Source organism: Camelimonas lactis, from assembly GCF_004342915.1.
In the GTDB taxonomy this organism is placed as follows: Bacteria; Pseudomonadota; Alphaproteobacteria; order Rhizobiales; family Beijerinckiaceae; genus Camelimonas; species Camelimonas lactis.
On the sequence record NZ_SLWL01000006.1, the window covers coordinates 23,835 to 45,662 of the forward strand.

General features: G+C 65.6%; 18 protein-coding genes. 7 read left to right on the forward strand and 11 right to left on the reverse strand.

Going from position 1 to position 21,828, the window contains the following annotated elements:
- Positions 1-10: 10 nt before the first annotated feature.
- From EV666_RS08515 to pth, 6 genes are all read left to right on the forward strand, one after another.
- Positions 11-955 (forward strand): ribose-phosphate pyrophosphokinase, encoded by a 945-nt coding sequence (locus tag EV666_RS08515; protein ID WP_132006470.1) that lies wholly within the window; start codon positions 11-13, stop codon positions 953-955.
- Positions 956-1,128: 173 nt separating this feature from the next.
- The gene (gene queC, locus EV666_RS08520) at positions 1,129-1,839 is read left to right on the forward strand and encodes a 7-cyano-7-deazaguanine synthase QueC (RefSeq protein ID WP_132006082.1); all 711 of its coding nucleotides are present in this window, start codon (positions 1,129-1,131) and stop codon (positions 1,837-1,839) included.
- Positions 1,840-2,082: 243 nt separating this feature from the next.
- The gene (locus tag EV666_RS08525) at positions 2,083-2,664 is read left to right on the forward strand and encodes a superoxide dismutase family protein (protein WP_132006085.1); all 582 of its coding nucleotides are present in this window, start codon (positions 2,083-2,085) and stop codon (positions 2,662-2,664) included.
- A 198-nt stretch (positions 2,665-2,862) separates the two neighbouring features.
- Positions 2,863-3,738, forward strand: coding sequence for an enoyl-CoA hydratase-related protein (locus tag EV666_RS08530; RefSeq protein WP_132006088.1), 876 nt, complete (start codon positions 2,863-2,865; stop codon positions 3,736-3,738).
- A gap of 258 nt (positions 3,739-3,996) precedes the next feature.
- Positions 3,997-4,605, forward strand: a complete 609-nt coding sequence (locus EV666_RS08535) for a 50S ribosomal protein L25/general stress protein Ctc (RefSeq protein ID WP_132006091.1) — start codon at positions 3,997-3,999, stop codon at positions 4,603-4,605.
- Positions 4,606-4,759: 154 nt separating this feature from the next.
- Positions 4,760-5,335 (forward strand): aminoacyl-tRNA hydrolase, encoded by a 576-nt coding sequence (gene pth, locus EV666_RS08540; RefSeq protein WP_132006094.1) that lies wholly within the window; start codon positions 4,760-4,762, stop codon positions 5,333-5,335.
- Between the two features lie 72 nt (positions 5,336-5,407).
- Here pth and EV666_RS08545 read toward each other — a convergent pair whose 3' ends face one another.
- From EV666_RS08545 to EV666_RS08585, 9 genes are all read right to left on the reverse strand, one after another.
- The gene (locus EV666_RS08545; RefSeq protein ID WP_132006097.1) at positions 5,408-6,649 is read right to left on the reverse strand and encodes an ABC transporter substrate-binding protein; all 1,242 of its coding nucleotides are present in this window, start codon (positions 6,647-6,649) and stop codon (positions 5,408-5,410) included.
- Positions 6,650-6,823: 174 nt separating this feature from the next.
- Complete coding sequence (locus EV666_RS08550) at positions 6,824-8,059, reverse strand: ABC transporter substrate-binding protein (protein WP_132006100.1); 1,236 nt, start codon at positions 8,057-8,059, stop codon at positions 6,824-6,826.
- 409 nt (positions 8,060-8,468) lie between these two features.
- On the reverse strand, positions 8,469-9,650 hold the full coding sequence (locus EV666_RS08555) for an ABC transporter substrate-binding protein (RefSeq protein WP_245514321.1): 1,182 nt from the start codon (positions 9,648-9,650) through the stop codon (positions 8,469-8,471).
- Between the two features lie 406 nt (positions 9,651-10,056).
- Entirely contained in the window at positions 10,057-11,085 is a 1,029-nt protein-coding gene (locus tag EV666_RS08560; protein ID WP_132006106.1) for a branched-chain amino acid ABC transporter permease, read from the reverse strand.
- A gap of 2 nt (positions 11,086-11,087) precedes the next feature.
- Positions 11,088-11,966: a branched-chain amino acid ABC transporter permease gene (locus tag EV666_RS08565; protein WP_132006109.1), complete on the reverse strand. Its 879-nt coding sequence runs from the start codon at positions 11,964-11,966 to the stop codon at positions 11,088-11,090.
- Between the two features lie 11 nt (positions 11,967-11,977).
- Positions 11,978-12,691 carry an ABC transporter ATP-binding protein gene (locus tag EV666_RS08570; protein WP_132006112.1) on the reverse strand — a complete coding sequence of 238 codons (714 nt, stop codon included), beginning with the start codon at positions 12,689-12,691 and terminating at the stop codon, positions 11,978-11,980.
- Complete coding sequence (locus EV666_RS08575) at positions 12,688-13,458, reverse strand: ABC transporter ATP-binding protein (RefSeq protein ID WP_132006115.1); 771 nt, start codon at positions 13,456-13,458, stop codon at positions 12,688-12,690. Before EV666_RS08575 ends, EV666_RS08570 begins: the two co-directional genes overlap by 4 nt.
- A 430-nt stretch (positions 13,459-13,888) precedes the next feature.
- Positions 13,889-14,296 carry a response regulator gene (locus EV666_RS08580; protein WP_165909942.1) on the reverse strand — a complete coding sequence of 136 codons (408 nt, stop codon included), beginning with the start codon at positions 14,294-14,296 and terminating at the stop codon, positions 13,889-13,891.
- Between the two features lie 295 nt (positions 14,297-14,591).
- On the reverse strand, positions 14,592-16,661 hold the full coding sequence (locus EV666_RS08585) for a 3-hydroxyacyl-CoA dehydrogenase NAD-binding domain-containing protein (protein ID WP_376886260.1): 2,070 nt from the start codon (positions 16,659-16,661) through the stop codon (positions 14,592-14,594).
- 542 nt (positions 16,662-17,203) lie between these two features.
- Here EV666_RS08585 and EV666_RS18775 point away from each other — a divergent pair.
- Positions 17,204-17,920 (forward strand): cold-shock protein, encoded by a 717-nt coding sequence (locus tag EV666_RS18775; RefSeq protein ID WP_132006124.1) that lies wholly within the window; start codon positions 17,204-17,206, stop codon positions 17,918-17,920.
- Positions 17,921-18,315: 395 nt separating this feature from the next.
- On the opposite strand, the gene EV666_RS08595 is transcribed toward EV666_RS18775, so the two are convergent.
- A complete protein-coding gene (locus tag EV666_RS08595; RefSeq protein WP_165909943.1) occupies positions 18,316-19,179 on the reverse strand; it encodes a hypothetical protein in 864 nt (287 codons plus the stop codon).
- A 545-nt stretch (positions 19,180-19,724) separates the two neighbouring features.
- A complete protein-coding gene (locus EV666_RS08600; protein WP_132006473.1) occupies positions 19,725-21,827 on the reverse strand; it encodes a hypothetical protein in 2,103 nt (700 codons plus the stop codon).
- Position 21,828: the final 1 nt, after the last annotated feature.

A 21,828-nucleotide genomic window follows, 5' to 3' on the forward strand; every position in this document is an offset into this window, starting at 1 on the left:
GGCCGTCAGGATGAAACCCTCCATCAAGCTCGTCGCCGGCAACTCCAACCGGCAACTCGCCGAAGCCATCGCTGACTATCTGGAGACGCCGCTGGCGGTCTGCCAGGTCAAGCGCTTCGCCGACATGGAAGTGTTCGTGGAAATTCAGGAGAACGTGCGCGGCGAGGACGTGTTCGTCATCCAGTCCACCTCCTACCCGGCCAACGACCACCTGATGGAGCTGCTGATCATCATCGACGCCCTGCGCCGCTCCTCGGCGCGCCGCGTCACGGCGGTGCTGCCCTATTTCGGTTACGCCCGCCAGGACCGCAAGCCAGGTCCGCGCACGCCGATCTCCTCCAAGCTGGTGGCCAACCTGATCACCCGCGCCGGCGCCGACCGCGTGCTGACGCTGGACCTGCACGCCGGCCAGATCCAGGGCTTCTTCGACATTCCCACCGACAACCTCTACGCCGCCCCGGTGATGGTGCGCGACATCAAGGAGCGGTTCGCCGGCGAGGAAGTGATGGTGGTGTCGCCGGACGTGGGCGGCGTGGTGCGCGCCCGCGCCCTGGCCAAGCGCATCGACGCCCAGCTCGCCATCGTCGACAAGCGCCGTGAGCGCCCCGGCGAGAGCGAGGTGATGAACATCATCGGCGACGTCAAGGGCCGCTGCTGCATCCTCATCGACGATATCGTCGATTCCGGCGGCACCCTGTGCAACGCCGCCGAGGCGCTGCTGAAGCAGGGCGCCAAGGAAGTCACCGCCTATTGCACCCACGGCGTGCTCTCCGGCGGCGCCGTGGCCCGCATCGCCTCGTCGCGCCTGAAGGAAATGGTCATCACCGATTCCATCCAGCCGACGGAAGCCGTGCGCGTGGCGCAGAACTTCCGCGTGCTGTCGATCGCGCCGCTGATCGGCGAAGCCATCGGCCGCACCGCCTCCGAGTCGAGCGTCTCCAGCCTGTTCGACTGAACATCCGTGTTGCATGGTCAAAGGCCTGGAACTGGCGCGCCAGCTCCAGGCCTTTGGCGTTACAGAGCGCTTTCCGGCCGGAATCGTCTGGTCGATCTGAATTCGCTCAGGGCAAAGAAACTGGAGCGGCTTCCGTTCCATGGTTCGCGATCTGGCTTCCCGGGAGAAACAGCATGCTGAACAATGACCGCGCGCTGGTGCTGCTGTCCGGCGGACAGGATTCGTCCACATGCCTCGCCTGGGCGCTGGCGCGTTTCGCCGAGGTGGAGACCATCGGTTTCGACTATGGCCAGCGCCATGCGGTGGAGCTCACCTGCCGCGACGCCATCCGCGCCGGCATGGCGACGCCTTCGGGCGCGCTGACAGGCCGCCTCGGCGATGACCACATGCTGAAGCTGGAGGCGCTGGGCGCGATTTCAGACACCGCGATGACCCGCGACATCGCCATCGTCGCCAGCGAGAACGGCCTGCCCAACACCTTCGTGCCCGGGCGCAACCTGCTGTTCGTCACCTTCGCCGCCGCCCTCGCCTACCGGCGCGGCTGCCGGCACATTGTGCTGGGCGTCTGCGAAACCGATTATTCCGGCTATCCCGACTGCCGCGACGACGCCATCAAGGCGATGCAGGTGGCGCTGAACATTGGCATGGAGACGCGCTTCGTCCTGCACACGCCACTGATGTGGCGCGACAAGGCCGCCACGTTCGCCCTGGCGGAAGATCTGGGCGGGGCGCCGCTGCTCGACCTGATCGTCGAGCACAGTCACACATGCTATGTGGGCGACCGCAGCCAGCGTCACCCTTGGGGTTACGGCTGCGGCGAATGTCCCGCCTGCCAGTTGCGGGCCGATGGCTGGCGCCGGTTCATGAGCGCCCGCGACGCCTGACGTCGGCCGCCCTCCCCCGCTCCCGATGTTGTGACCCGCGATGGACGCGCGCGGCCGGGCCTTATCGCCGCCACCGACGTTGTTTCCCATGGAGCGGACCAGACCGCGCCGCCAGCCAGGCGCGTGGCTCCGGTTTTCACTGACGGCGCCATGGACGCAGGGCCGCGGCCGGATCATGCTGGAATTCATTCCGCTGACCGGCGCGCTTTCGCGCCGGGCCCGACCAATCATGGGAGATGACGCATGCACGGCCTGACATCATTTGCCGCCGCCATCGGCGCGACCCTTGCAGCCGCCGCCTTGCCGACCGTGGCGCTGGCGGCGGGCACGACCGACCGCCAACCGGAAGCAACGGCCATTTTCGTCAATGGCAAGGGCGCCAAAACCGGCGAGGCGCAACTGTTCGAAACGCCGTCTGGCGTGCTGATCCATGTGGAGGTGAAGGGCCTGCCGGCTGGCAAATGGGTGGCGTTCCACGCCCATGAGCACGGCGCCTGCAGCCCGGGCGATGGCCACAAGGCCGCCGGCGGACACTTCAACCCAACCGGCGCCAAACATGGCTATTTCGCCGAGGGCGGTCCCCACGCCGGCGACATGCCGAACCAGCGCGTCGGCTCCGACGGCGTGCTGCGGGCGGAGGTGTTCGCGCCCATGCTCTCGCTGGGCGGCGCTGGGCGGGCCTCTTCCGACGTAAGCGGCCGCACCCTGATGATCCACGCCAAACCGGACGATTATGTCAGCCAGCCGGCCGGCGACGCCGGCGACAGGCTCGCCTGCGCCCCGGTGGTGCGGGCGGGAGCCGGCGGCAAGGGCGGTCACCACTGACAGGACGCGCCGGCCGGCGCGAAACATGGCGGCGCCTGATCGCGCCGCCCTGATGCCTGGATTGCGTTGCGGGAGCCCCGCCAGCGCCACCGGGCTCCCTGTCGTCGTCGCCTGCTTCCTTCCTGCTCCTGCTTTCTTGCCGCGTCCTGAAATGGGGCTGATACTGGTCGCAAACAGACAACACGCAGGAGGAAGCCCATGACCGACGCCGCGCGCCCGGACGTCATTTTGCTCGTCGACACGCCAGCGCCAAAGGTGCGGCGCCTCACCCTGAACCGCCCGCACAAACGCAACGCCCTCAGCAATCCGCTGCGCGCCGCCATCCTTGAAGCCCTCGAAGCCGCCGACCGTGACCCGGAGGTGCACGTCACCATTCTGCGCGGCGCCGGCTCCTGCTTCAGCTCCGGTTACGATCTGTCGGCGGACAACACGCACGGCCAGCCGTTTCACACCGCCGGCGGCGCCGGCCAGTGGCCGCGCCATGTGGTTGACGGCTGGACGCGCATCTGGGACCTGCAAAAGCCGGTGATCGCGCAGGTTCACGGCTATTGCCTGGCCGGCGGCAGCGAACTCGCGGCCTGCTGCGACCTGGTCTACGTGGCGGAGGACGCCCAGATCGGCTACCCGCCGACGCGGCTGATGAGCCCGCCCGACAACCAGTTCCACCCCTGGCTGGTCGGCATGCGCCGCGCCATGGAAATGTATCTGACCGGCGATTCCATCTCCGGGGCCGAGGCGGCGCGCGAGGGCTTCGCCAACCGGGCCTGGCCAGCCGCGGAACTGGAGGCGCGCGTGCTGGAGATGGCGCAGCGGGTCGCCCTGACGCCGCCGGAACTGCAGCAGATCAACAAAAGGGCCGTGCATCGCGCCATGGAGCATATGGGCCTGCGCGCCGGCATTCGCGGCGGCACGGAGTTGCAGGCGCTGGCCATGACCACGGAAGCCAGTCGCGCTTATTTCAGCCGCTTCCACCGCGACGGCGCCAGCGTGTCACGGCTGCTGAGCGAGCGCGACAGCGCTTTCGGCGACTATCGCGCGCGGGCGGATGCAAAGGCGCCCGGCGAGTCATCCTGAGAACAGGGGGGCCAGCGACCGAGCCCGGCGCGGGCAGGGCCAGAGAGCGGCGGGACCTTTCCGGCGCGATGGAGGCAAGCGCTGGCCCGGCCCCGGGGGACCCCGCCGCGTGCCCGCCACGGCGGCGCATGCAGCGCCAATTCTTGCCAGAACGCTGGTCCGCCGTTATAAGGCCCCTGCCCGTCAGACACCCTTGGAGGCGCGGGCAAGCGCAAGCCGCCGCGAGGCGGCTATTTGCATTACTGTAAGGATACCTCAATGACCGCCGTCAAGCAGATCAATGCCGAGGCGCGGACCCGGGTCGGCAAGGGGGCCGCTCGTGAACTGCGTCGTCAGGGCCGTTCGCCCGCCGTCATCTATGGCGCTGGCCAGGACCCGCTGCCGATCTCCATCGAATACGCGCCGCTGCGCATGGCGATTTTCGCCGGCGGCTTCATGACCACCATCTTCGAGATCACCGTTGGCTCGAAGAAGGAGCGCGTGATTCCGCGTGACTACCAGCTCGACCCGGTGCGCGACACCCCGCTGCACGTCGACTTCCTGCGCGTGACCCGCGACGCCACCATCGACGTGGACGTTCCGGTCCACTTCATCAACCAGGAAGCTTCGCCTGGCCTGAAGGCCGGCGGCACGCTGAACATCGTGCGGCACCACGTCAGCCTGACCGTGCGCGCTGACGCCATTCCGGACGCGATCGAGATCGACGTCGCTGGCCTGAATGTCGGCGACACGATCCACATCTCGGCCGTCAAGCTGCCGGCCGGCGCCGAGCCGAGCATCCATGACCGCGACTTCACCATCGCCAGCATCGTGGCGCCGACCGTGAGCCAGGAGCCGGCGGCCGAAGAAGCTGCGCCGGAAGCCTGATAAAGGCGACGCGCCCGCAACGGCGGGCGCCACGGAAAATCTGGCGGGAGCGGCGACGCCCCCGCCTTTTTCATGACCGGAGCCCGTCGCGCCCGACCGCAAGGCGGCCGCCGCGCCGGCTCCGGGCCTGTCCGGACACTGAAAGGCGCCGCGCATGCTGCTGTTCGTCGGTCTTGGCAACCCCGGCCCCAAATACGCCGGCAACCGCCACAACATCGGCTTCATGGCCGTGGAGACGATCGCCCGCCGGCATCGCGCCGCGCCGTGGCGCAGCAAGTTCCAGGCCCAGGCGTCCGAGGCAACCATCGGCGGTGAGCGGGTCGTGCTGCTGAAGCCGCAGACCTACATGAACGAATCCGGTCGCGCGGTGGCCGAGGCGGCGCGGTTCTACAAGATCGCCATTGGCGATATCGTGGTGTTTCACGATGAGCTGGATCTGGCCCCCGGCAAGTTGCGGGTGAAAACGGGCGGCGGCAACGCCGGGCACAACGGCCTGCGCTCGATCACCGCGCTGGTTGGCAACGACTATCGCCGGGTGCGCCTCGGCATTGGCCACCCGGGCCACAAGGACGCGGTGCACGCCTTCGTGCTCAACGATTTCGCCAAATCCGAGCACGAATGGGTGGCGCAACTGTGCGACGCCGTGGCCGACGCCGCGCCCCTGCTGACCAGTGGTGAGGACGCGACATTCGCCAGCAAGGTGCACTTGGCCTGCCAGACGTCCGCCTGACAGGCCCCCTGCCGGCGCGCCTTTTTCAGCGCGCCTCCTGGCCTGCGCCTCCTGTCCGGCGCGCGGCGCCGTCTACTTCATGGCGCCGCTCAGCACCGGGCCAAAGTTTTCCCAGCGGTCGCCGGAAAATTTCATCATCCGCTCCTGCTCGATGGGGTAGAAGTCCGTCGGGCTGGTGTTGATGGTGATGCCCTCCTGCAGCATGCCGGGGTCGAAATTCTTCAGATTGGCCGCCTGCTTCATGATGTTCTCACGCGTCAGGTCGTCGCCAGCCTGTTTCAGCACCTGAACCATGGTGCGGGCGACATTGTAGCCATAGACATAGTTCGACTGGGTCTTGTCGACACCCGGCAGATATTTGTCGATGAAGACGTTCCATTCCTTCACGCCGGGATCGTCTTTCAGGCCAGGATCCGTCGGGTCCTTGACGTAGTTCACGCTCATGATGCCCTGGGCGTTCTGGAAACCGGCGGGCTTGATGACGGCGCCAACAGAGCTGGAAACGTTCACCAGCAGATGCTTCGGCTTCCAGCCGATTTCAGCGACCTTGCGGATCGCCTGGGCGGCGAATTTCGGCGTGGTGATGTTGACGAACAGGTCAGCGCCGCTGGAGCGCAGCTTCAGGATCTCCGCATCCACCGTGGGCGACGCCAGTTCGTAGGACACCTCCGAAACGATCATCGACTTCGCCTTGTCGCCAAGACCGTCCTTCAGGCCCTGGAGATAATCGCGGCCAAAGTCATCGTGCTGGTACAGAATGCCGATCTTGGCGTTGGGATAGTTGTCGAGGATGTAGCGGGCGTAAATGCGGCCCTCCCCCTGGTAGGTGGGCTGCCAGCCCATGGTCCAGGGATTGTTCTGATAGTCGCCCCATTTGGTGGCGCCGGTGGCGAGAAACAGGTGCGGCACGCCCTTCTGGTTCAGGTATTTCTGGATCGCCGTATTGGACGGGGTGCCGAGCGGGTTGAACACCAGCAGCACATTGTCCTGCTCCACCAGCTTGCGCACCTGCTCCACCGCCTTCGGCGGGCTGTAGGCGTCGTCATACGAGATGAAGGTGATCTTGCGGCCGTTAATGCCGCCCTCGTCGTTGATCTTGCGGAAATACGCCGCCTCGGTGGTTCCAATGCTGCCGTAAGCCGACGCCGGGCCGCTATAGGGCATGATGTTACCGATCCTGATTTCAGTATCGGTCACGCCGGGGCCGTATTTTTTCTGCGCCGTGGCCGGCGACGCCTGCACGGCCAATCCCGACAGCGCCGCCACAGCCGCAACGACGGCTACGCCAGCGCCCCTCAAGGTCGCTCTGATCATCACATGCTCCACATCCGGAATGAAAGATGCGCGCTCTCATTGGCTCCGGCGCGCCTGACTTCATTCTGTTGCAGATGTGACTAATTGCAATATACCGCCCAGGGCGCAGCCGTTATCACAATGGCGATAAGACTTTCGTTGAATTTCCCGCCGCGGCGGCCCCGGTGAGAAGCGTCAGAGGCGCACCTCGCCGGTGATGACCGGACCGAGCGGCCGCCAGCGGGCGCCGTCGAATTGCAGCGGCTGCAATTGCCGGAAGGGGAAGTAATTGTCCGGCGCCGTATTGATGGCGACGCCCGGCAACAGCATGTCCAGCCGCAGATCGCTGATGCTGGTGGCCTGACGCAGCAGGTTGTCGCGCGTCAGCTCATCGCCGCAGCGCTCAAGCACATGGGTCAGCAACCGGGCCAGCACATAGCCGTAGACGTTGAGGATGTTGTTGCGGTCCACGTCCGGCAGATACTGGTCCAGAAAGGCGTTCATCGCCTTCATCCCCGCGTCGTCGCTCCAGGCGGGATCGGCCGGGTCCTTCAGGTAGTAGCTGCTGATGACGCCCCTGCCGTTTTCCAGCCCGGCGGGGCGCATGGTCCCGGCCACGGTCTGCGAGACGCTGACCAGATACTGCTCCGGCTTCCAGCCCATTTCAGCGATGCGACGGATGGCCTGGGCGGCGAACTTCGAGGTGGCGACATTGACGAAAACCGTGACGCCGGCGCCGCGCAGTTTCACCAGCTGGGCGTCAACGGTCGTGTCGGACAGCTCGTAGGGCGCCGTGGCGACGATCATGGCGTCGGCGCGGGCGCCAAGACCGGCGCGCAGGCCGGCCAGATAGTCCTTGCCGAAGTCATCGTTCTGGAAAAGCACGCCGATCCGCGCCCCCGGCGTCCGCTCCAGAATCATGCGGGCGTAAACCATGGCTTCGGCCTGGTATGGCGGCTGACCGCTGATGGTCCACGGGAAATGCCGGTAGTCGCCCCATTTGGTCGTCCCGGTGGCGACAAAGAGCTGCGGAATGCGCCGGTCGTTGAGATATTTCTGGATAGCGGTGTTGGACGGATTGCCAAGCGGATTGAAGATGGCCAGCACGCCGTCGCTCTCGACCAGGCGCCGCACCTGCTCAACCGCCTTGGCCGGGTTGTAGGCGTCGTCGTAGGAGATCAGGGTGACCTTACGCCCGTTGACGCCGCCGGCGTCATTGAGCTTGCGGAACCAGGCCGCCTCGACCTTGCCAATCACCCCATAGGCTGAGGCGGGGCCGCTATAGGGGAAGATGGAGCCGATGCGGATTTCCGTGTCAGAAGCGCCAACGTCATAACGTCCCTTGCCCGCGAAGGCCCGCCGGGAGCCCAGGACGCCGCCCGCCGCGCCCACGCCAGCAGCGGCCAGCAGACCACGCCGTGTCCATGTCATTCCGAACCCCAAATTATCTACCAAACGGGCATATGCGCCCCTTCTTGGTAGAACGCGGGCCGGACCTTGCCAAGCGGGATTCGGATATTGAAATTTTATGATATATTTCAGATAATTAAATGTCATTTCAATGATGCGCGCGCGCGGAAACGCTGTTGTGCGAGCCCGCGTGGTTGCGGCTATCGATATGCGCACCCCAAGAACAATAGATAAACACTTCATAAAAGCTTGGGGGCGCAACATCCGGGCGCAACGCTTATGCCGCCCATCGCGCCCCTGCGCCCGAAAACCGTGGCCGGGCCGATCTGGTCGCCGACGTTTCCGGGAGGCTGATCAGGCTGCCGGCCTCGCCGGAGATATGCCAGCGCCTGACGGCCTGGTGCGAATGACCAGGCCGTCAGGCGACAAATCAGTGACTGTCCGATGCGTCGATCAGCTCGCCGAACGGAACCCAACGTTCGCCATCGAAGCGCGCCATGCGCATCTGTTCGACCACCAGGTAATCGGTTGGGCTGGTGTTGACTGACATGCCAGGCAGGAACAGGTCGAGGGTGACATCCTTCATGGACGCCGCCTGCTTCATGATGTTCTCCCGCGTCAGGTCATCGCCAGCGGCCTTCAGCACTTGCTCCAGCAGTTGGGCTGCCGTGTAGGCGTAGAGATAGACAGCGTTATCCTTGTCGGAGCCGGGCATGTATTTGTCCATGAAGGCGGACCATTTCTTCATGCCGGCGTCATCCTTCCAGGCCGGATCGGTCCAGTCCTTCAGGTAGCCGATGCTCAGGATACCCTTTGCGTTATCGACGCCAGCCGGCTTGAGCACCTGGGTGATGGAGACCGAATTGACGGTCAGCAGGTGCATCGGTTTCCATTGCAGCTCCGCCGCCTTGCGAATCGCCTGGGCCGCGAACTTGGGTGTGGTCAGATTGACGAAGACGTCAGCGCCGGAGTTTTTGAGCCGGACCATCTGGGAATCGACCGTGGGGTCCGTCACCTCGTAGGAAACCTCGGCGATGATCATCTTGTCCGCCCCGGCGCCGAGGCCCTGGCGCAGGCCGGTGATCACCTCACGCCCGAAGTCGTCGTTCTGGTAGAGAATCGCAATCTTGCCGTCGGGCTTGTGGGCGCGGATGTAACGCCCGTAGATCCGGCCTTCCGTCAGGTAGGTCGGATTGAAACCCATGGTCCACGGGAACTCCTTCGGCTCCGAGAAACGGCTGGCGCCGGTGGAGACGAACAGTTGCGGAACCTTCTTCTGGTTCATGTATTTCTGGATCGCGGCGTTGGACGGCGTGCCGAGGGTCTGGAAAGTGAACAGCACATTGTCCTGCTCCACCAGCTTGCGGATCTGCTCCACCGTCTTGGGCGGGCTGTAGCCGTCATCGTAGCTGAGCATGCGCAGCTTGCGGCCATTGACGCCGCCGTGCTCGTTCAGCATGCGGAAATAGGCCTCCTGCGCCTTGCCGATCACCCCGTAGGCCGAGGCAGGTCCACTGTAGGGCATCGTCTGCCCGAACAGGATTTCCGTGTCGGAGGCGCCGGGGCCATATTTCTTGTCAGCGGCGGCCCCTGATGCGGACAGGGCGAGCATGGCGGCGGCGGCTGTCGCCGCCACGGCGTATCCGGCTGCCGTTCGCGTTGCGCGCGCAAGGTGTCTTGCCAAAGCCTGCATGGTGTTCCTTCCCCTTTTTCGGGCGCCCCGTGACGAGGGCGCCGTTATCCTGACCCGCCCCCAGGGCCGATCGCTGCCCGGACCTGCGCCCGGGTTCAGAGAGGCAACGCGGAAGCATCACACCGCCGTCCGGCCCGGGAAATCATGGCCCGGGCGTCTCCTGGTGGCGTTCTTCTGGCGGGGCTCCCGCCGCCGGCGCTTCCTCCCTGGGTCACAAACAAAAACGCGGCGGCCCCATGGGGACCGCCGCGTTTGTTTCCATGCGCCGGAGCGCGAGCCGCAGGCTCCTGACTGACCATCCGGCGTCAGGAGCACTGTCATGGCCTCAGGCTCCGCGCCGCAAAATTTTGTGGCGGATCAGGGCGATGAACCCGGCGACGCCCGTTGGCATGATGAACACGAGGAACATCAGGATCAGGCCGTAGAAGGCGCCAGACAGACCCTTGGAGATGCTCTCGGCGATGTTCGGCACGAACAGGACGAACAGGCCGCCGAAGAAGGCGCCAGGAATCCAGCCCACGCCGCCAACCACCAGACCGACCAGCAGCGCGATCGACAGGACGACCGTGAAGCTGTCCGGCGCCACGAACTGCACCACGATGGCGCCGAGAGCGCCGGCGATGCCGGTGTAGGTGGCGCTGATGCCGAAGGTGGTCGCCTTGTAGAGCGAGTTGTTGACGCCCATGGACCGCGAGGCGATCGGGTTGTCGCGAATGGCCATCATGGCGCGGCCGGTGCGGCTGCGGAGCAGGTTATGCGCCATCCAGAACATGAGGGCCGTCACGATCAGCGTGAAGAAGTACAGCCACTGGTCCTGGTTGAGCGGCAGGCCAAACGGCGCGTCCGGCTTCATGATGACGATGCCCTGCACGCCGCCGGTCCAGTGCTCAAGCGGCGACAGCTTGAGGATCTGGGGCGTCGCGACCGACAGGGCGAACGTGGCGAGGGCAAGGTAAATGCCTTCGAGACGCAGCGCCGGCAGGCCGAACAGGAAACCGAACACGAAGCAGACAATGCCGGCGACGGGCAGCGTCCAGACGTAGGACACCTCCGCCTTGTCCATCAGGATCGCCGCCGTGTAGGCGCCGATGGCGTAGAAGGCGGCGTGGCCAAGCGAGAACTGGCCGTTAAAGCCCGTGAGCAGGTTCAGCCCGAGAATGGCGATGGCGTAGATCATCACCATCGTCACCTGGAAGACGAAGAAGCTCTTGGTGACGAACGGCAGGACCAGAGCCGCAACAAGGATGAGAAGGCCAAAGACGATCTTCAACATCCGGTCCCGGCCCAGCGGGCGGGTTTCGATATCGGCGGCGACGGCGGGATGCTCGGCCGCTTCCTCAAGATTGACAGACATGATTACACCCGCTGGATGGTTGCGCGGCCAAACAGACCACCAGGCTTCAGGACAAGCACCAGAACGATGATGCACAGGGCGATGGTCAGCTTCAGCTCGCCGCCAATGACGGGGATGAAGGTGCCGGCCAGGTTCTCGATGACGCCCACCAGGAAGCCGCCAAGAACAGCGCCGCCCGGGCTGCTGAGACCGCCGAGAACGGCGCCGGCGAAGCCATAGACCAGAATGCCAAGCATCATGTTCGGCTCAAGGAACACCACCGGAGCCACCAGCATGCCGGCGACGGCGCCGATGGCGGTGGCGAGGCCCCAGCCAAGGGCGATCATCCACGACACGCGGATGCCGACCAGTCGCGCCGACACCGGGTTGTCAGCCGAAGCGCGCAGCGCCAGGCCGACGCGCGTGTAGCGGAAGAAGAAGAACAGGGCCAGCAGCAGGAGCAGCGTGACCGCCATCATGCCGGCCTGGTGGGCGCTGATGAGGCTGGAGCCAAACAGCGGGGCCGAACCGAACGGCGACGGGAACGTCTTGATCGAGAAGTCCCAGATGAAGCCGGCGGCGCTGGTGATGATGGTCAGCAGCGCGATGAACATCACCACGTGGCTGAGGATCGGCGCGTTGTCGAGCGGTTTGAAGATCACCCGTTCAATGATGACGCCGCCAACGAAGGAAATCGCGATGGTGAGGAAGAACGCCACCCAGTAGGGCACGCCCCAGGTGATGAGCTGCCAGGCGATGAAGGTGGAGAACATCGCCATTTCGCCCTGGGCGAAGTTCAGGTGGCCAATGGCGACGTAGATCATGACGACAGCGAGCGCGACGCAGGCGTAGATAGAGCCGGTCGATATGCCCGCAATGACTTGCTGAACAAAGAGTTCCATCAGTCGGCTCCTCAGTAGCCCAGATAGGCTTTGCGCAGATTCTCGTCGTCGCGGATGTCATCCGCGCGGCCCGAGAACACGATGCGGCCGGTTTCAAGCAGATAGGCCTGGTCGGCGAGATCCAGAGCGATCTGGGCGTTCTGCTCGACCACGAGCATGCTGACCTTTTCCTTGCGGTTCAGTTCGCGGAAAATCTCGAAGATTTCACGCGTGATCATCGGCGCAAGGCCAAAGGACGGCTCATCCAGCAGCATCAGCTTCGGGCGCAGCATCAGCGCCCGGCCAACGGCCAGCATCTGCTGTTCGCCGCCCGACAGCAGGCCCGCCTGCTGGGTGCGACGCTCCTTCAGGATCGGGAAGTAGCTGAACACCAGCTCCATGTCCTGGGCGATGGCGGCCTTGTCGCCGCGCGTCATGGCGCCCAGCTGCAGGTTCTCTTCAACCGTCTGGCGGGTGAAGGTGCCGCGGCCATCGGGCACATGGGCGACGCCGACGCGGACGATGTCCTCGGTCTGCTTGCGATTGATCTGCTCACCGTTGAGCAGAACGTCGCCGGAGCGCCGGATCATGCCGCACAGGGCGCGCAGGGTCGTCGTCTTGCCGGCGCCGTTCGCGCCCAGCAGCGTGGTGACGCTGCCCTGCTCGATGGAGAAATCGATGCCGTGCAGCACCTTGGTCTGCCCATAACCGGCGTGCAGACCCTTGACTTCAAGCAGTTTCGTCATTGGTCCGTCCCGAGATAAGCAGCGATGACGTCAGGGTTGTTCTGCACTTCCGCCGGCGTGCCCTCGGCGATCTTGCGACCGAAGTTGAGCGCCACCACCGTGTCGGAGATCGACATGACCAGGCTCATGTGGTGCTCAACGAGCAACACCGTCAGCTTGCGATCATCGCGCACGTGCTTGATGAGATCGCCCAGCTCGTCCACTTCGCCGTGGTTCAGGCCGGCGGCCGGCTCATCGAGCAGGAGCAGCTTCGGATCAGCGGCGAGGGCGCGGGCCATTTCGACGCGCTTCTGGGTGCCGAACGGCAGATCGCCGACGCGCCGGTGCATGACCGACTGCAGGTCCAGATAGCGGATGATCTGCCGGGCCTTGTGATCGATCTCTTTCTCGGTGGACCGGCTCCACGGCAGCGCCAGCGAATCGCTGATGTAGTCGCCGCGCGTCCTGCAGTGGCTGCCGATGCGGACGTTATCCAGCACCGACAGGTTCTGGAACAGCGCCAGATTCTGGAAGGTGCGGCCAATGCCGATCTCGGCGATGCGGTGCGCCGGACGCGAGAGAATGGATTGCCCCTCGAACAGGATGTCGCCGCTGGTGGGCGTGTACAACCTGCTGAGACAGTTGAAGAGCGTGGTCTTGCCGGCGCCGTTCGGCCCGATCAGCGCATTGATCTGCTGGGACGGAAGATCGAACGAGACGCCGCTCAGCGCGACGATGCCGCCAAAACGGACGGCGACATCACGCACGGACAGTATGGGTCCTGACATGCTGGACTACCCGGCGCTATGAAATGTGGAAATGATGGCCGGAACATTCCGGGCCTGATGAAAAACGGCGCAGCGCGGCCGCCATTTGCGTTATCTGACGCACAATCCCCTCCCTGAGCCGAGCATAGTCTTATTATTTCGGCCGGCTATTCTCACCATAACCGCAGACGTTTGCAACCTTCAGGCGCGACAAACGTTCCGCTCTTGCCGCCGATCTTCTACACGGCGGAGGGCAATGGCAACCCTTGAACAAGCGCTCGTTCGGCAAATCCGTTGATAAATCCACACTGACGTTGCGGATTTGCCTGACATGGAAGGCGTTCCGGCCGCGGTGCGGCGGCGTCATAAACCATACCGGGACAAAATCCTCAGCCGGGCCACCGGGCGCTGTCCCTTGCGGGCCAACCCCGGCCATCGCCGGAAACTGACGCTACCCCACCAGATGCGACAGAACGCCGACCGGCTTCGGACCCGTCGCGCCGCCCGTCACATGGGCCCGGGCCCAGCCGATCGCGGCGGCGAAGCCGGAACTGGTGAACGGCTTGGGCAGGGCGCCCAGAACGCCAGCCGCCTCCAGATCCACATGACTGGCTTCGCTGGTCACGAACAGCACGGGAACGCCAGGGTCCCTGCCGATGGCGACGCCAAGATCGGCGCCGGTCATGCCGTCCTGCAGGTTCACGTCGACGATGGCCAGATCGGGCGCCAGGGCGCGCGCCATGGCGAGCGCCGCAACGGAATCCCCCGCCACGCCGACCGGATCACAGTCCAGCTCCTCCAGGAGCAGCTCATATTCCAGCGCCAGCAGCGCCTCGTCCTCAACAATCAGGACACGCACGCAAGCCTCACCGCCAACCGCGCCGTCACAGGCCGCCATACGACGGATCGCATGGCGGCGCCGGCGGCGCCCCTCTCGAAAAACCAGCTCCGGCGTTCAATTCAGGCCAGGTCCGCCGCCGCGGTCAAGAGGGCGCCCGGTCCTGCGTCACAAACGCCAACAAAAAAGGCCCGGACGACGCCGGACCGGGATCGGGTGGGCGCCGCGCCGCGAAGCCCACCGAACCTCTTTCAATATTTGCGCCAGGCGAACGCCCGCCCCTTTTCAACGCAGGGACGGGCTCAAGCAGGATGGCTCAGAGCTGGTGCAGCTTCTTGCCTTCGGCCGCGACCTTCTCCAGCAGGGCGGAGGGCTTGAAGTCATCGCCGTGCTTCTGCTGGAATTCCTTCATCTTGGCCAGCACCTTGTCGGCGCCGATCAGATCGCCGTAGAACATCGGGCCGCCGCGGTAGACCGGCCAGCCGTAACCGTTGATCCAGACGATATCGACGTCCGAACCACGGATGGCCTTGCCTTCCTCGAGAATCTTCGCGCCTTCGTTGATCATCGGGTAGATGCAGCGCTCCAGAATCTCCTCGTCGGAGATCTTGCGGCGCTCGATGCCCTGCTTCTTCGCGAAGTCGAGAATGACCTTCTCAACCTCGGCCGACGGCGTCGCGTTACGCTTCTCGTCGTAGTCGTAGAAGCCCCGGCCGTTCTTCTGGCCGCGACGGTCCATCTCGCACAGCACCTCGCGCAGGGTGGACGAGGACGACGTGTCCTTCGACCAGCCGATGTCGAGACCGGCAAGGTCAGACATGGCGAAGGGGCCCATGGGGAAGCCGAAATCGTACAGCACGCGGTCGATGTCCCACGGCATGGCGCCTTCCAGCACCAGCTTGTTGGCTTCGCGCTGGCGCTGGGCCAGCATGCGGTTGCCGACGAAGCCATGGCAGACGCCCACCAGCACCGGCGCCTTGCCGATCTTCTTGGACAGCTTCATCACGGTGGCGATGACGTCCTTGGCCGTCCTGTCGCCGCGGACGATCTCCAGCAGCTTCATGACGTTGGCCGGCGAGAAGAAGTGGGTGCCGATGACCCATTCCGGACGCTTCGTCGCCGACGCGATCTCGTTGACGTCGAGATAGGAGGTGTTGGAGGCGAGGATGGCGCCCTGCCTGACGATGGCGTCGAGCTTCGCGAACACCTCTTTCTTGATGTCCATGTTCTCGTAGACAGCCTCGATGACCATGTCGCAATCGGCGAGGTCATTGAGATCGAGGCTGGGGGTGAGCAACCCCATGCGCTTTTCCACGTCCGCCTGGGTCAGGCGACCCTTTTTCGCGGTGTTCTCGTAGTTCTTGCGCATGATGCCGACGCCGCGATCAAGCGCTTCCTTCTGCATCTCGACGATGGTCACCGGGATGCCGGCGCTGAGGAAGTTCATCGAAATGCCGCCGCCCATGGTGCCGGCGCCAATGACGCCAACCTTGCGGATTGGCAGCACCGGGGTGTCTTCCGGCACGTCGGGGATCTTCGCGGCCTGGCGCTCGGCGAAGAAGATGTAGCGCTGGGCGGCGGACTGGGAGCCGCTCATCAGGCCCTCGAACAGGCGACGCTCTTCCCTCATGCCCTCGTCGAACGGCAGGTTCACGGCCGCCTCAACGCACTTGATATTGGCTTCTGGCGCATCGAAGCCACGGAAGCGGCGGGCATTGGCCTTGCGGAAATCGGCGAAGATCTCCGGCTTGCCGCGCGCGGCCTCCACCTTGTCCTGCAGATCGCGCACCTTCTTCAGCGGGCGGTTCTGGGCAACCAGCTTGCGGGCGAAAGCGACGGCGCCGTCGCGCAGCTTGCCTTCCTCGACCAGCTCATCGACCAGGCCGCTTTTCAGGGCCACGTCCGAACTGATGAAATCGCCGCTGGTCAGATACTGCAGCGCCACTTCCGGGCCGACGAGGCGCGGCAGGCGCTGGGTGCCGCCGGCGCCGGGCAGCAGGCCCAGCTTGACCTCCGGCAGGCCCACCTTGGCGGAAGGAACGGCGACGCGGTAGTGCGCGGTGAGCGCAACCTCGAAACCGCCGCCCAGGGCGGTGCCATGGATGGCGGCGACAACCGGCTTGGGCGAATTTTCCATCAGCGCCTGGACGTCCTGCAGCGGCTTGCCGCTCGGACCCTTGCCGAATTCGCTGATGTCGGCGCCGGCGATGAAGGTGCGGCCGTCGCAGATCAGCACGATGGCCCTGGCCGCCGGATCGTTGACGGCGGCGGTGAAGGCGTCGAACAGGCCGTTGCGCACCGGGGCGGACAGGGCGTTCACCGGCGGGGAATTCAGGGTAATGACGGCGACGTCGCCATCCAGGGTCAGATCGGTAACTTTGTTGATGGCTGCCATCGCCATTGTCTCCCTTGCGGCCCCGGTTCGGTTTGCCGCGAACAGATGTCGCGGAGGCCGGAGCCCGTTGGTTGGATGCGCGCGATCAGAGCGGACACAACCGCTTTAGGCAACGGCGTCGCAGAAGTCGAGATGACGCAGGCTGACAGAATGAAACTGTCAGCAGGCAAGACGCAGCCGCCGTGCGGCGCAGGTAGAGGGGGGCGCAGGACGTTCATGCGCGGCAAGAACAGCCAGTTGCGATCAAACCCCTGTGAACGGCCCGAAAGCCTCGCCGCAACCGCTGGCCAGACAGACAAACGCACGCCTTTTCTGCGCCCGTGAGCCTGATTAACGCAATTATACGCACCACTGCCACGGCGCCAAAGCATTCTGCTTCACCGGCGGCGACGCGATCACTTTCCGGCAAGAGCCAAAAGTTTATGCGCCTGAGGGCATTTGCCCCCTTTCAACCGGCCTTGAGTAGGGTTACTAATACGTTGGCCGCTCAAGTACCGACCGCGCCTTTGAACTTTTACAAGCTGAGTATCCGGATGAGCCGAGACAACGATTTCCGCGACCGCCGCCGTTCCCGTGACCATGCCCCCGATCCGTGGGCGCACGAGATGGCGCCTTCCATGCCTTCCCGGCCATCCTACTCCCGCCAGAATGATTTTGGCGGCCCCGAGGTTGGCGCCACGGTGAAATGGTTCAACGCCCAGAAGGGCTTTGGCTTTGTCCAGCTGACTGACGGCTCGGGCGAGGCGTTCCTCCACATCCGCCCGGTGGAAGCCGCTGGCCACTCCACCCTGGAGCCGGGCACCACGCTGACCGTGCGCGTCGGCCAGGGCCAGAAGGGCGCCCAGGTCACGCAGGTTCTGGACGTGGACACCAGCACGGCTGAAGCGCCCCGTCCGCGCAGCGGCGGCTTCGGCGGCGGCGGCGGTTATGGCGACCGCGGTCCGCGCAGCGGCGGCTTCGGCGGTGACCGCGGCGGCTTCGGCGATCGCGGCCCGCGTCGTCCGGGCGGTCGCTTCTTCGACCCGTCCGTGCTGGACGGCGTGCCGGAGGAAGCTGGCATCGTCAAGTGGTTCAACCCGGAGCGCGGCTTCGGCTTCATCGCCCTGGAGCGCGGCGGCAAGGACGTGTTCGTCCACCAGTCCGCCCTCTCCCGCTCTGGCATCGATGAGCTGCAGGAAGGCCAGCAGGTCATCGTCAAGCTCGTCGAAGGCCCGAAGGGTCCCGAGGCTGGCTCGATCCAGCTCGGCTGACAATATCTGGCTCCGTCTTTCCGGCAGGAGGGACGCAGACACTCCGGATTTGCGGAAAGGCGCGACTTGCGGTCGCGCCTTTTTTGCGTTTGGAGCGCGGACGCATCCCTCAGGCTGGGGGACGGGCCGGAGCTTGCATCAGGAAAGCCGCAAAGCAACGGCCGTTTCCGGCGGCGCTCTCGCCCGCGCCGCCGTGCCCCCGCCGGGGCGAACCGCGAAACCGCCATGGCCTCGCCCGGCTGATCCTGAACGGCGCCGCCCCGTTCACCACGCCCGGGGATCATCGCCCATGGGCCGGCGTCTGCGGCCCATGGGCGTAAACCCACCTGCCGCCCCGTCAACGGCGGCGCGCCTCCCGGTCAGAAAAGACCTGCGACCACGTTCACGCCGGACGCTCAGCCGCCGAAACGCCGCCAGACGCCGACAATGATTCCCCGCTCCCGCCACGGGGCGCCGCCGGCCCAGGTCCCCACCACGCCGGCCTGCAGGGTCCAGGCTGGCGACAGCTTCCAGGCGAGCGACGCCTGGGCCTTGTGCGTCGATCCGGCGCGATTGCCCGGCGGCCCCTGATCGCCGACGGGAAAGGTGCTGAAATTCTGTAGCAGCAGCATGAAACGCGGATTCAGGTGAACGCCAAGGGTTGCGTCGAGCACCGCCTCGCCCTGGCTGCGCGCCGCCTCCCACCGCGTCCCGGCCTGGAAGAAGTGACGGTAGCCAGCCTGGATATCGACAAACCATGGCTTGCCCAGCATACGAAACTGCCGCTGCCACAGCAGGCGCGCTTCAATCTCCGCCGCCCGCCGCATGACCGGGCTGGCCACGTCATTGACCAGGGCGCCGCCGCGCCCCGAGATTTCCAGTGAGACCACGTCCCGCGGTCCCTTCAGCAGGCGGGCGCGCGCGCCCAGGCGGGCCGAGACGCCGGCGTCAACCCGCCGCCCCATCGCCGCGAGGGTGACGTCATCGCCGGCTGTCACAGTCATGAACCGGTTGACGGACTGGGCGGTGAGACGGGGCGAAAACAGGATGGTCAGCCCGTCCAGCAGACCGTATTCCGCCAGCCCCTCGATCTCGTCCTTGCGAAACGCCCCGCTGCCCTGTCCACCCTTGCGCCTGCCTTTCGTAAACGTACCGGTGGCAATGATCTGCGCCGCGCCGGGCAACAGCGTTGGCGCGCCGGCCCAGGCCGGCGATCCGGCCGCCAGCAACGCCGGGACCGTCAGCGCCGCCACGCCATATCGCCAAACGCCTCCCCCCATCACGCCACCGTCACGCAGCTTCACCCTGCTGAATTCATTGCGGACACGACGCTGAAATTCAAGATATTTTTGAATAAATTTGGGTATTTTTTAAATAAAATTTACTTTAATTACATCACAATAAATCAATACGCATCACATGCCATCACTTAAATGTCAAAACTATTCAATATTATTTAATGAACATTAATTCTCATATTTAAACAACAACTAACGGAAATGCTGACGTCTATGTCGTCCGGCAGCGCGATTACCTCCATGTGCCGCGACGGCGCCTGGGCAAACGGCCGTCCGCCGTTCGCACGCCGGCTGGGCCCTGAACCGGCGGCGCGACTTTCGGAAGGTGTGGGAACAGCTTTGGCGGCCGGCCTGGTCCAGCCCCGCCAGCGCAACGCGCCAGACCGGCGGGGCTTTTGCGATGCCCAAGCGCCGGCCCGTGGGAATATCGCCGCGAAAATGTTGCTCGCCCGCATCCGCCGGCGGCCGACCGGCGACGCGGGACGCGGGCGCGAACAAAGCTGCCAGACGGTCCTGTCGGCCAACGCTCAGGCGCGGGCGCGGCTGCGGCGGCCTTCGCCGACCCACACCAGTAACAGCGCGCCAAGGGCGAGGCCGAGGGCGGCGAAACCAATGCCGAGCGGGGTGCTGGACACGCCGCGCACCACATAGCCGTCGCGTGGGCGCAGGCCGATCCAGTCAGGGCCAGACAGTGGGCCGCTCTGGACCATGAGGATTCGCGGGGTAACCAGGGGCTGGTCGCCGGGCTGGAGGCGCCGCACGTCGCCGCCACTGGCCTGCGCCAGCGGACGGAGCCGGGTTTCATCACTGAACACGTCGGAGAGCTCACGCGGGTTCTGCGGTCCGGTGGCGACGAAGGCCATGAGATCGCCGGAACGGAGCCGGTAGAGGCCCTGGCCGCGCACCGGCATGACGCCGGCATATTCGCCAGGCTTGCGCAACGTCAGGGTGACGCGGCTTTCAACGCCGTCTGGCGACGTCACCAGCACCGGGCCCGGCGCATCGCCCATGGTCTGGCGGGTGATGCGGATTTCTCCGCCGCGCGCCTCCGCCCGCAGCGCTTCTTCTTCCAGCTGCGGCTCGCGCATCAGCCAGTGGCTGACGCGGCGCAGCAGATCGAGATAGGGACCGCCGCCCTGGAAATTGCGCGCCCACAGCCAGGCGTGGTCGGACAGCAGCAGCGCCACCCGGCCGCGCTGCTCACGTTGCAGCACCAGCAGCGGCTTTTTCCCGGGGCCGTCCAGCACGACGGAGCCGCGATCGACCTCGGCGCCCACCAGACGGGCCCAGGAGCCCCAGTCCGGCGTCGCTGCGTCAGCCCCGGGCAGGTCGCGCGTGACCGGGTGACGCTTGCCTGGCCCGCTGAGCGCCGGCCGGTAGGGCGTCTCGCTCACCCTTCCATCGGGCATGGCCGGCAACACCTCGGCCAGCGGCGTGCGGGCAAGGCTGGTTGACCCGGCGTACTCGGGGCCCGCCGACACCAGCAGCGCGCCGCCGTTGCGGACATAGTTGACGATGTTCTGGTAATAGGCCGACGGCAGCACGCTCTGGTTGGCGTAACGGTCGAAGATGATCAGGTCGAAATCGCGGATTTTCTGCTGGAACAGTTCGCGGGTCGGGAACGGGATCAGCGACAGCTCGTTGATCGGCGCGCCGTCCTGCTTCTCCGGCGGGCGCAGGATGGTGAAGTGCACCAGATCGACGCTGGCGTCGGATTTCAGCAGATTGCGCCAGGTGCGCTCGCCCGGGTGCGGCTCGCCGGAAACCAGCAGCACGCGCAGCTTCTCGCGCACGCCCTCCACCGTCAGCACGGCGCGGTTATTGGCGAGGGTCAGCTCGCCCGGCAGCGGCTCAACCTCAATCTCGATCACATTCGGGCCGGCGTGATCGACCCGCACGGGAATATCGACGGGGCGGTTGGTGGCCAGCGTGGCGGCGCCAAGGGCGAGGCCGTCACGACGCAACGTGACGCGCGCGGCGCCCGGGCCGCCACGCTCGACGATCTCGGCGCGGATCATCATGTCCTTGCCAACGATGCCGAAACGCGGCGCCTGGGTCAGGGCGACGCGGCGATCGGTTTCCTGGCTGCGGCCCATCACCAGCGCATGAAACGGCGCGCCAGCGAAACTGGCGGCGATCTCACTGGCTGCGGCGGCGTTGGCCGGCGCGTCGTGGGCGACGCCGTCGGTAATGGCGATGACGCCGGCGACGCGGCCGGCAGGCGCATCGGCGAGCAGGCCGCCCAGGGCGCCCACAAGTCGGGTGCCGTCGTCGCCGGCGCCGTCCTTCACCTCAACGACACGGGTTTCGACGTTGGGCAGCGCTTCCAGCCGCCGCATCACGGCGGCGCTGGCCGCGTCGGTCTGCGCCCTGCGGTCGGCCAGGGCCTGCGAACTGGAGCGATCCACCACGACGGCGACAATGTCCTTCAGCTTCTCCCGGTTCTCGGTCACCAGCGACGGATTGGCGAGGCCGAGCAGCAGCAGGCCAAGGGTAAGGACGCGCAGCAGCACGACGGGGCCGCGCGCGCGCCAGCCGGCGAGGCACAACGCCAGGCCAAGGACGCCGGACACAACAAGCGCCTGCCAGGGCAGAAACGGTGAAAAATCGATGCCGGAGGCGGCGACCATA

Excerpts from the sequence above, each read along its gene's own strand:
- EV666_RS08515 (WP_132006470.1), top strand. The coding sequence starts at position 11 with ATGAAACCCTCCATCAAGCTCGTCGCCGGCAACTCCAACCGGCAACTC.
- queC (WP_132006082.1), top strand. The coding sequence starts at position 1,129 with ATGCTGAACAATGACCGCGCGCTGGTGCTGCTGTCCGGCGGACAGGAT.
- EV666_RS08525 (WP_132006085.1), top strand. The coding sequence starts at position 2,083 with ATGCACGGCCTGACATCATTTGCCGCCGCCATCGGCGCGACCCTTGCA.
- EV666_RS08530 (WP_132006088.1), top strand. The coding sequence starts at position 2,863 with ATGACCGACGCCGCGCGCCCGGACGTCATTTTGCTCGTCGACACGCCA.
- EV666_RS08535 (WP_132006091.1), top strand. The coding sequence starts at position 3,997 with ATGACCGCCGTCAAGCAGATCAATGCCGAGGCGCGGACCCGGGTCGGC.
- pth (WP_132006094.1), top strand. The coding sequence starts at position 4,760 with ATGCTGCTGTTCGTCGGTCTTGGCAACCCCGGCCCCAAATACGCCGGC.
- EV666_RS08545 (WP_132006097.1), bottom strand. The coding sequence starts at position 6,649 with ATGATCAGAGCGACCTTGAGGGGCGCTGGCGTAGCCGTCGTTGCGGCT.
- EV666_RS08550 (WP_132006100.1), bottom strand. The coding sequence starts at position 8,059 with ATGACATGGACACGGCGTGGTCTGCTGGCCGCTGCTGGCGTGGGCGCG.
- EV666_RS08555 (WP_245514321.1), bottom strand. The coding sequence starts at position 9,650 with ATGCTCGCCCTGTCCGCATCAGGGGCCGCCGCTGACAAGAAATATGGC.
- EV666_RS08560 (WP_132006106.1), bottom strand. The coding sequence starts at position 11,085 with ATGTCTGTCAATCTTGAGGAAGCGGCCGAGCATCCCGCCGTCGCCGCC.
- EV666_RS08565 (WP_132006109.1), bottom strand. The coding sequence starts at position 11,966 with ATGGAACTCTTTGTTCAGCAAGTCATTGCGGGCATATCGACCGGCTCT.
- EV666_RS08570 (WP_132006112.1), bottom strand. The coding sequence starts at position 12,691 with ATGACGAAACTGCTTGAAGTCAAGGGTCTGCACGCCGGTTATGGGCAG.
- EV666_RS08575 (WP_132006115.1), bottom strand. The coding sequence starts at position 13,458 with ATGTCAGGACCCATACTGTCCGTGCGTGATGTCGCCGTCCGTTTTGGC.
- EV666_RS18775 (WP_132006124.1), top strand. The coding sequence starts at position 17,204 with ATGAGCCGAGACAACGATTTCCGCGACCGCCGCCGTTCCCGTGACCAT.
- EV666_RS08595 (WP_165909943.1), bottom strand. The coding sequence starts at position 19,179 with ATGGGGGGAGGCGTTTGGCGATATGGCGTGGCGGCGCTGACGGTCCCG.
- EV666_RS08600 (WP_132006473.1), bottom strand. The coding sequence starts at position 21,827 with ATGGTCGCCGCCTCCGGCATCGATTTTTCACCGTTTCTGCCCTGGCAG.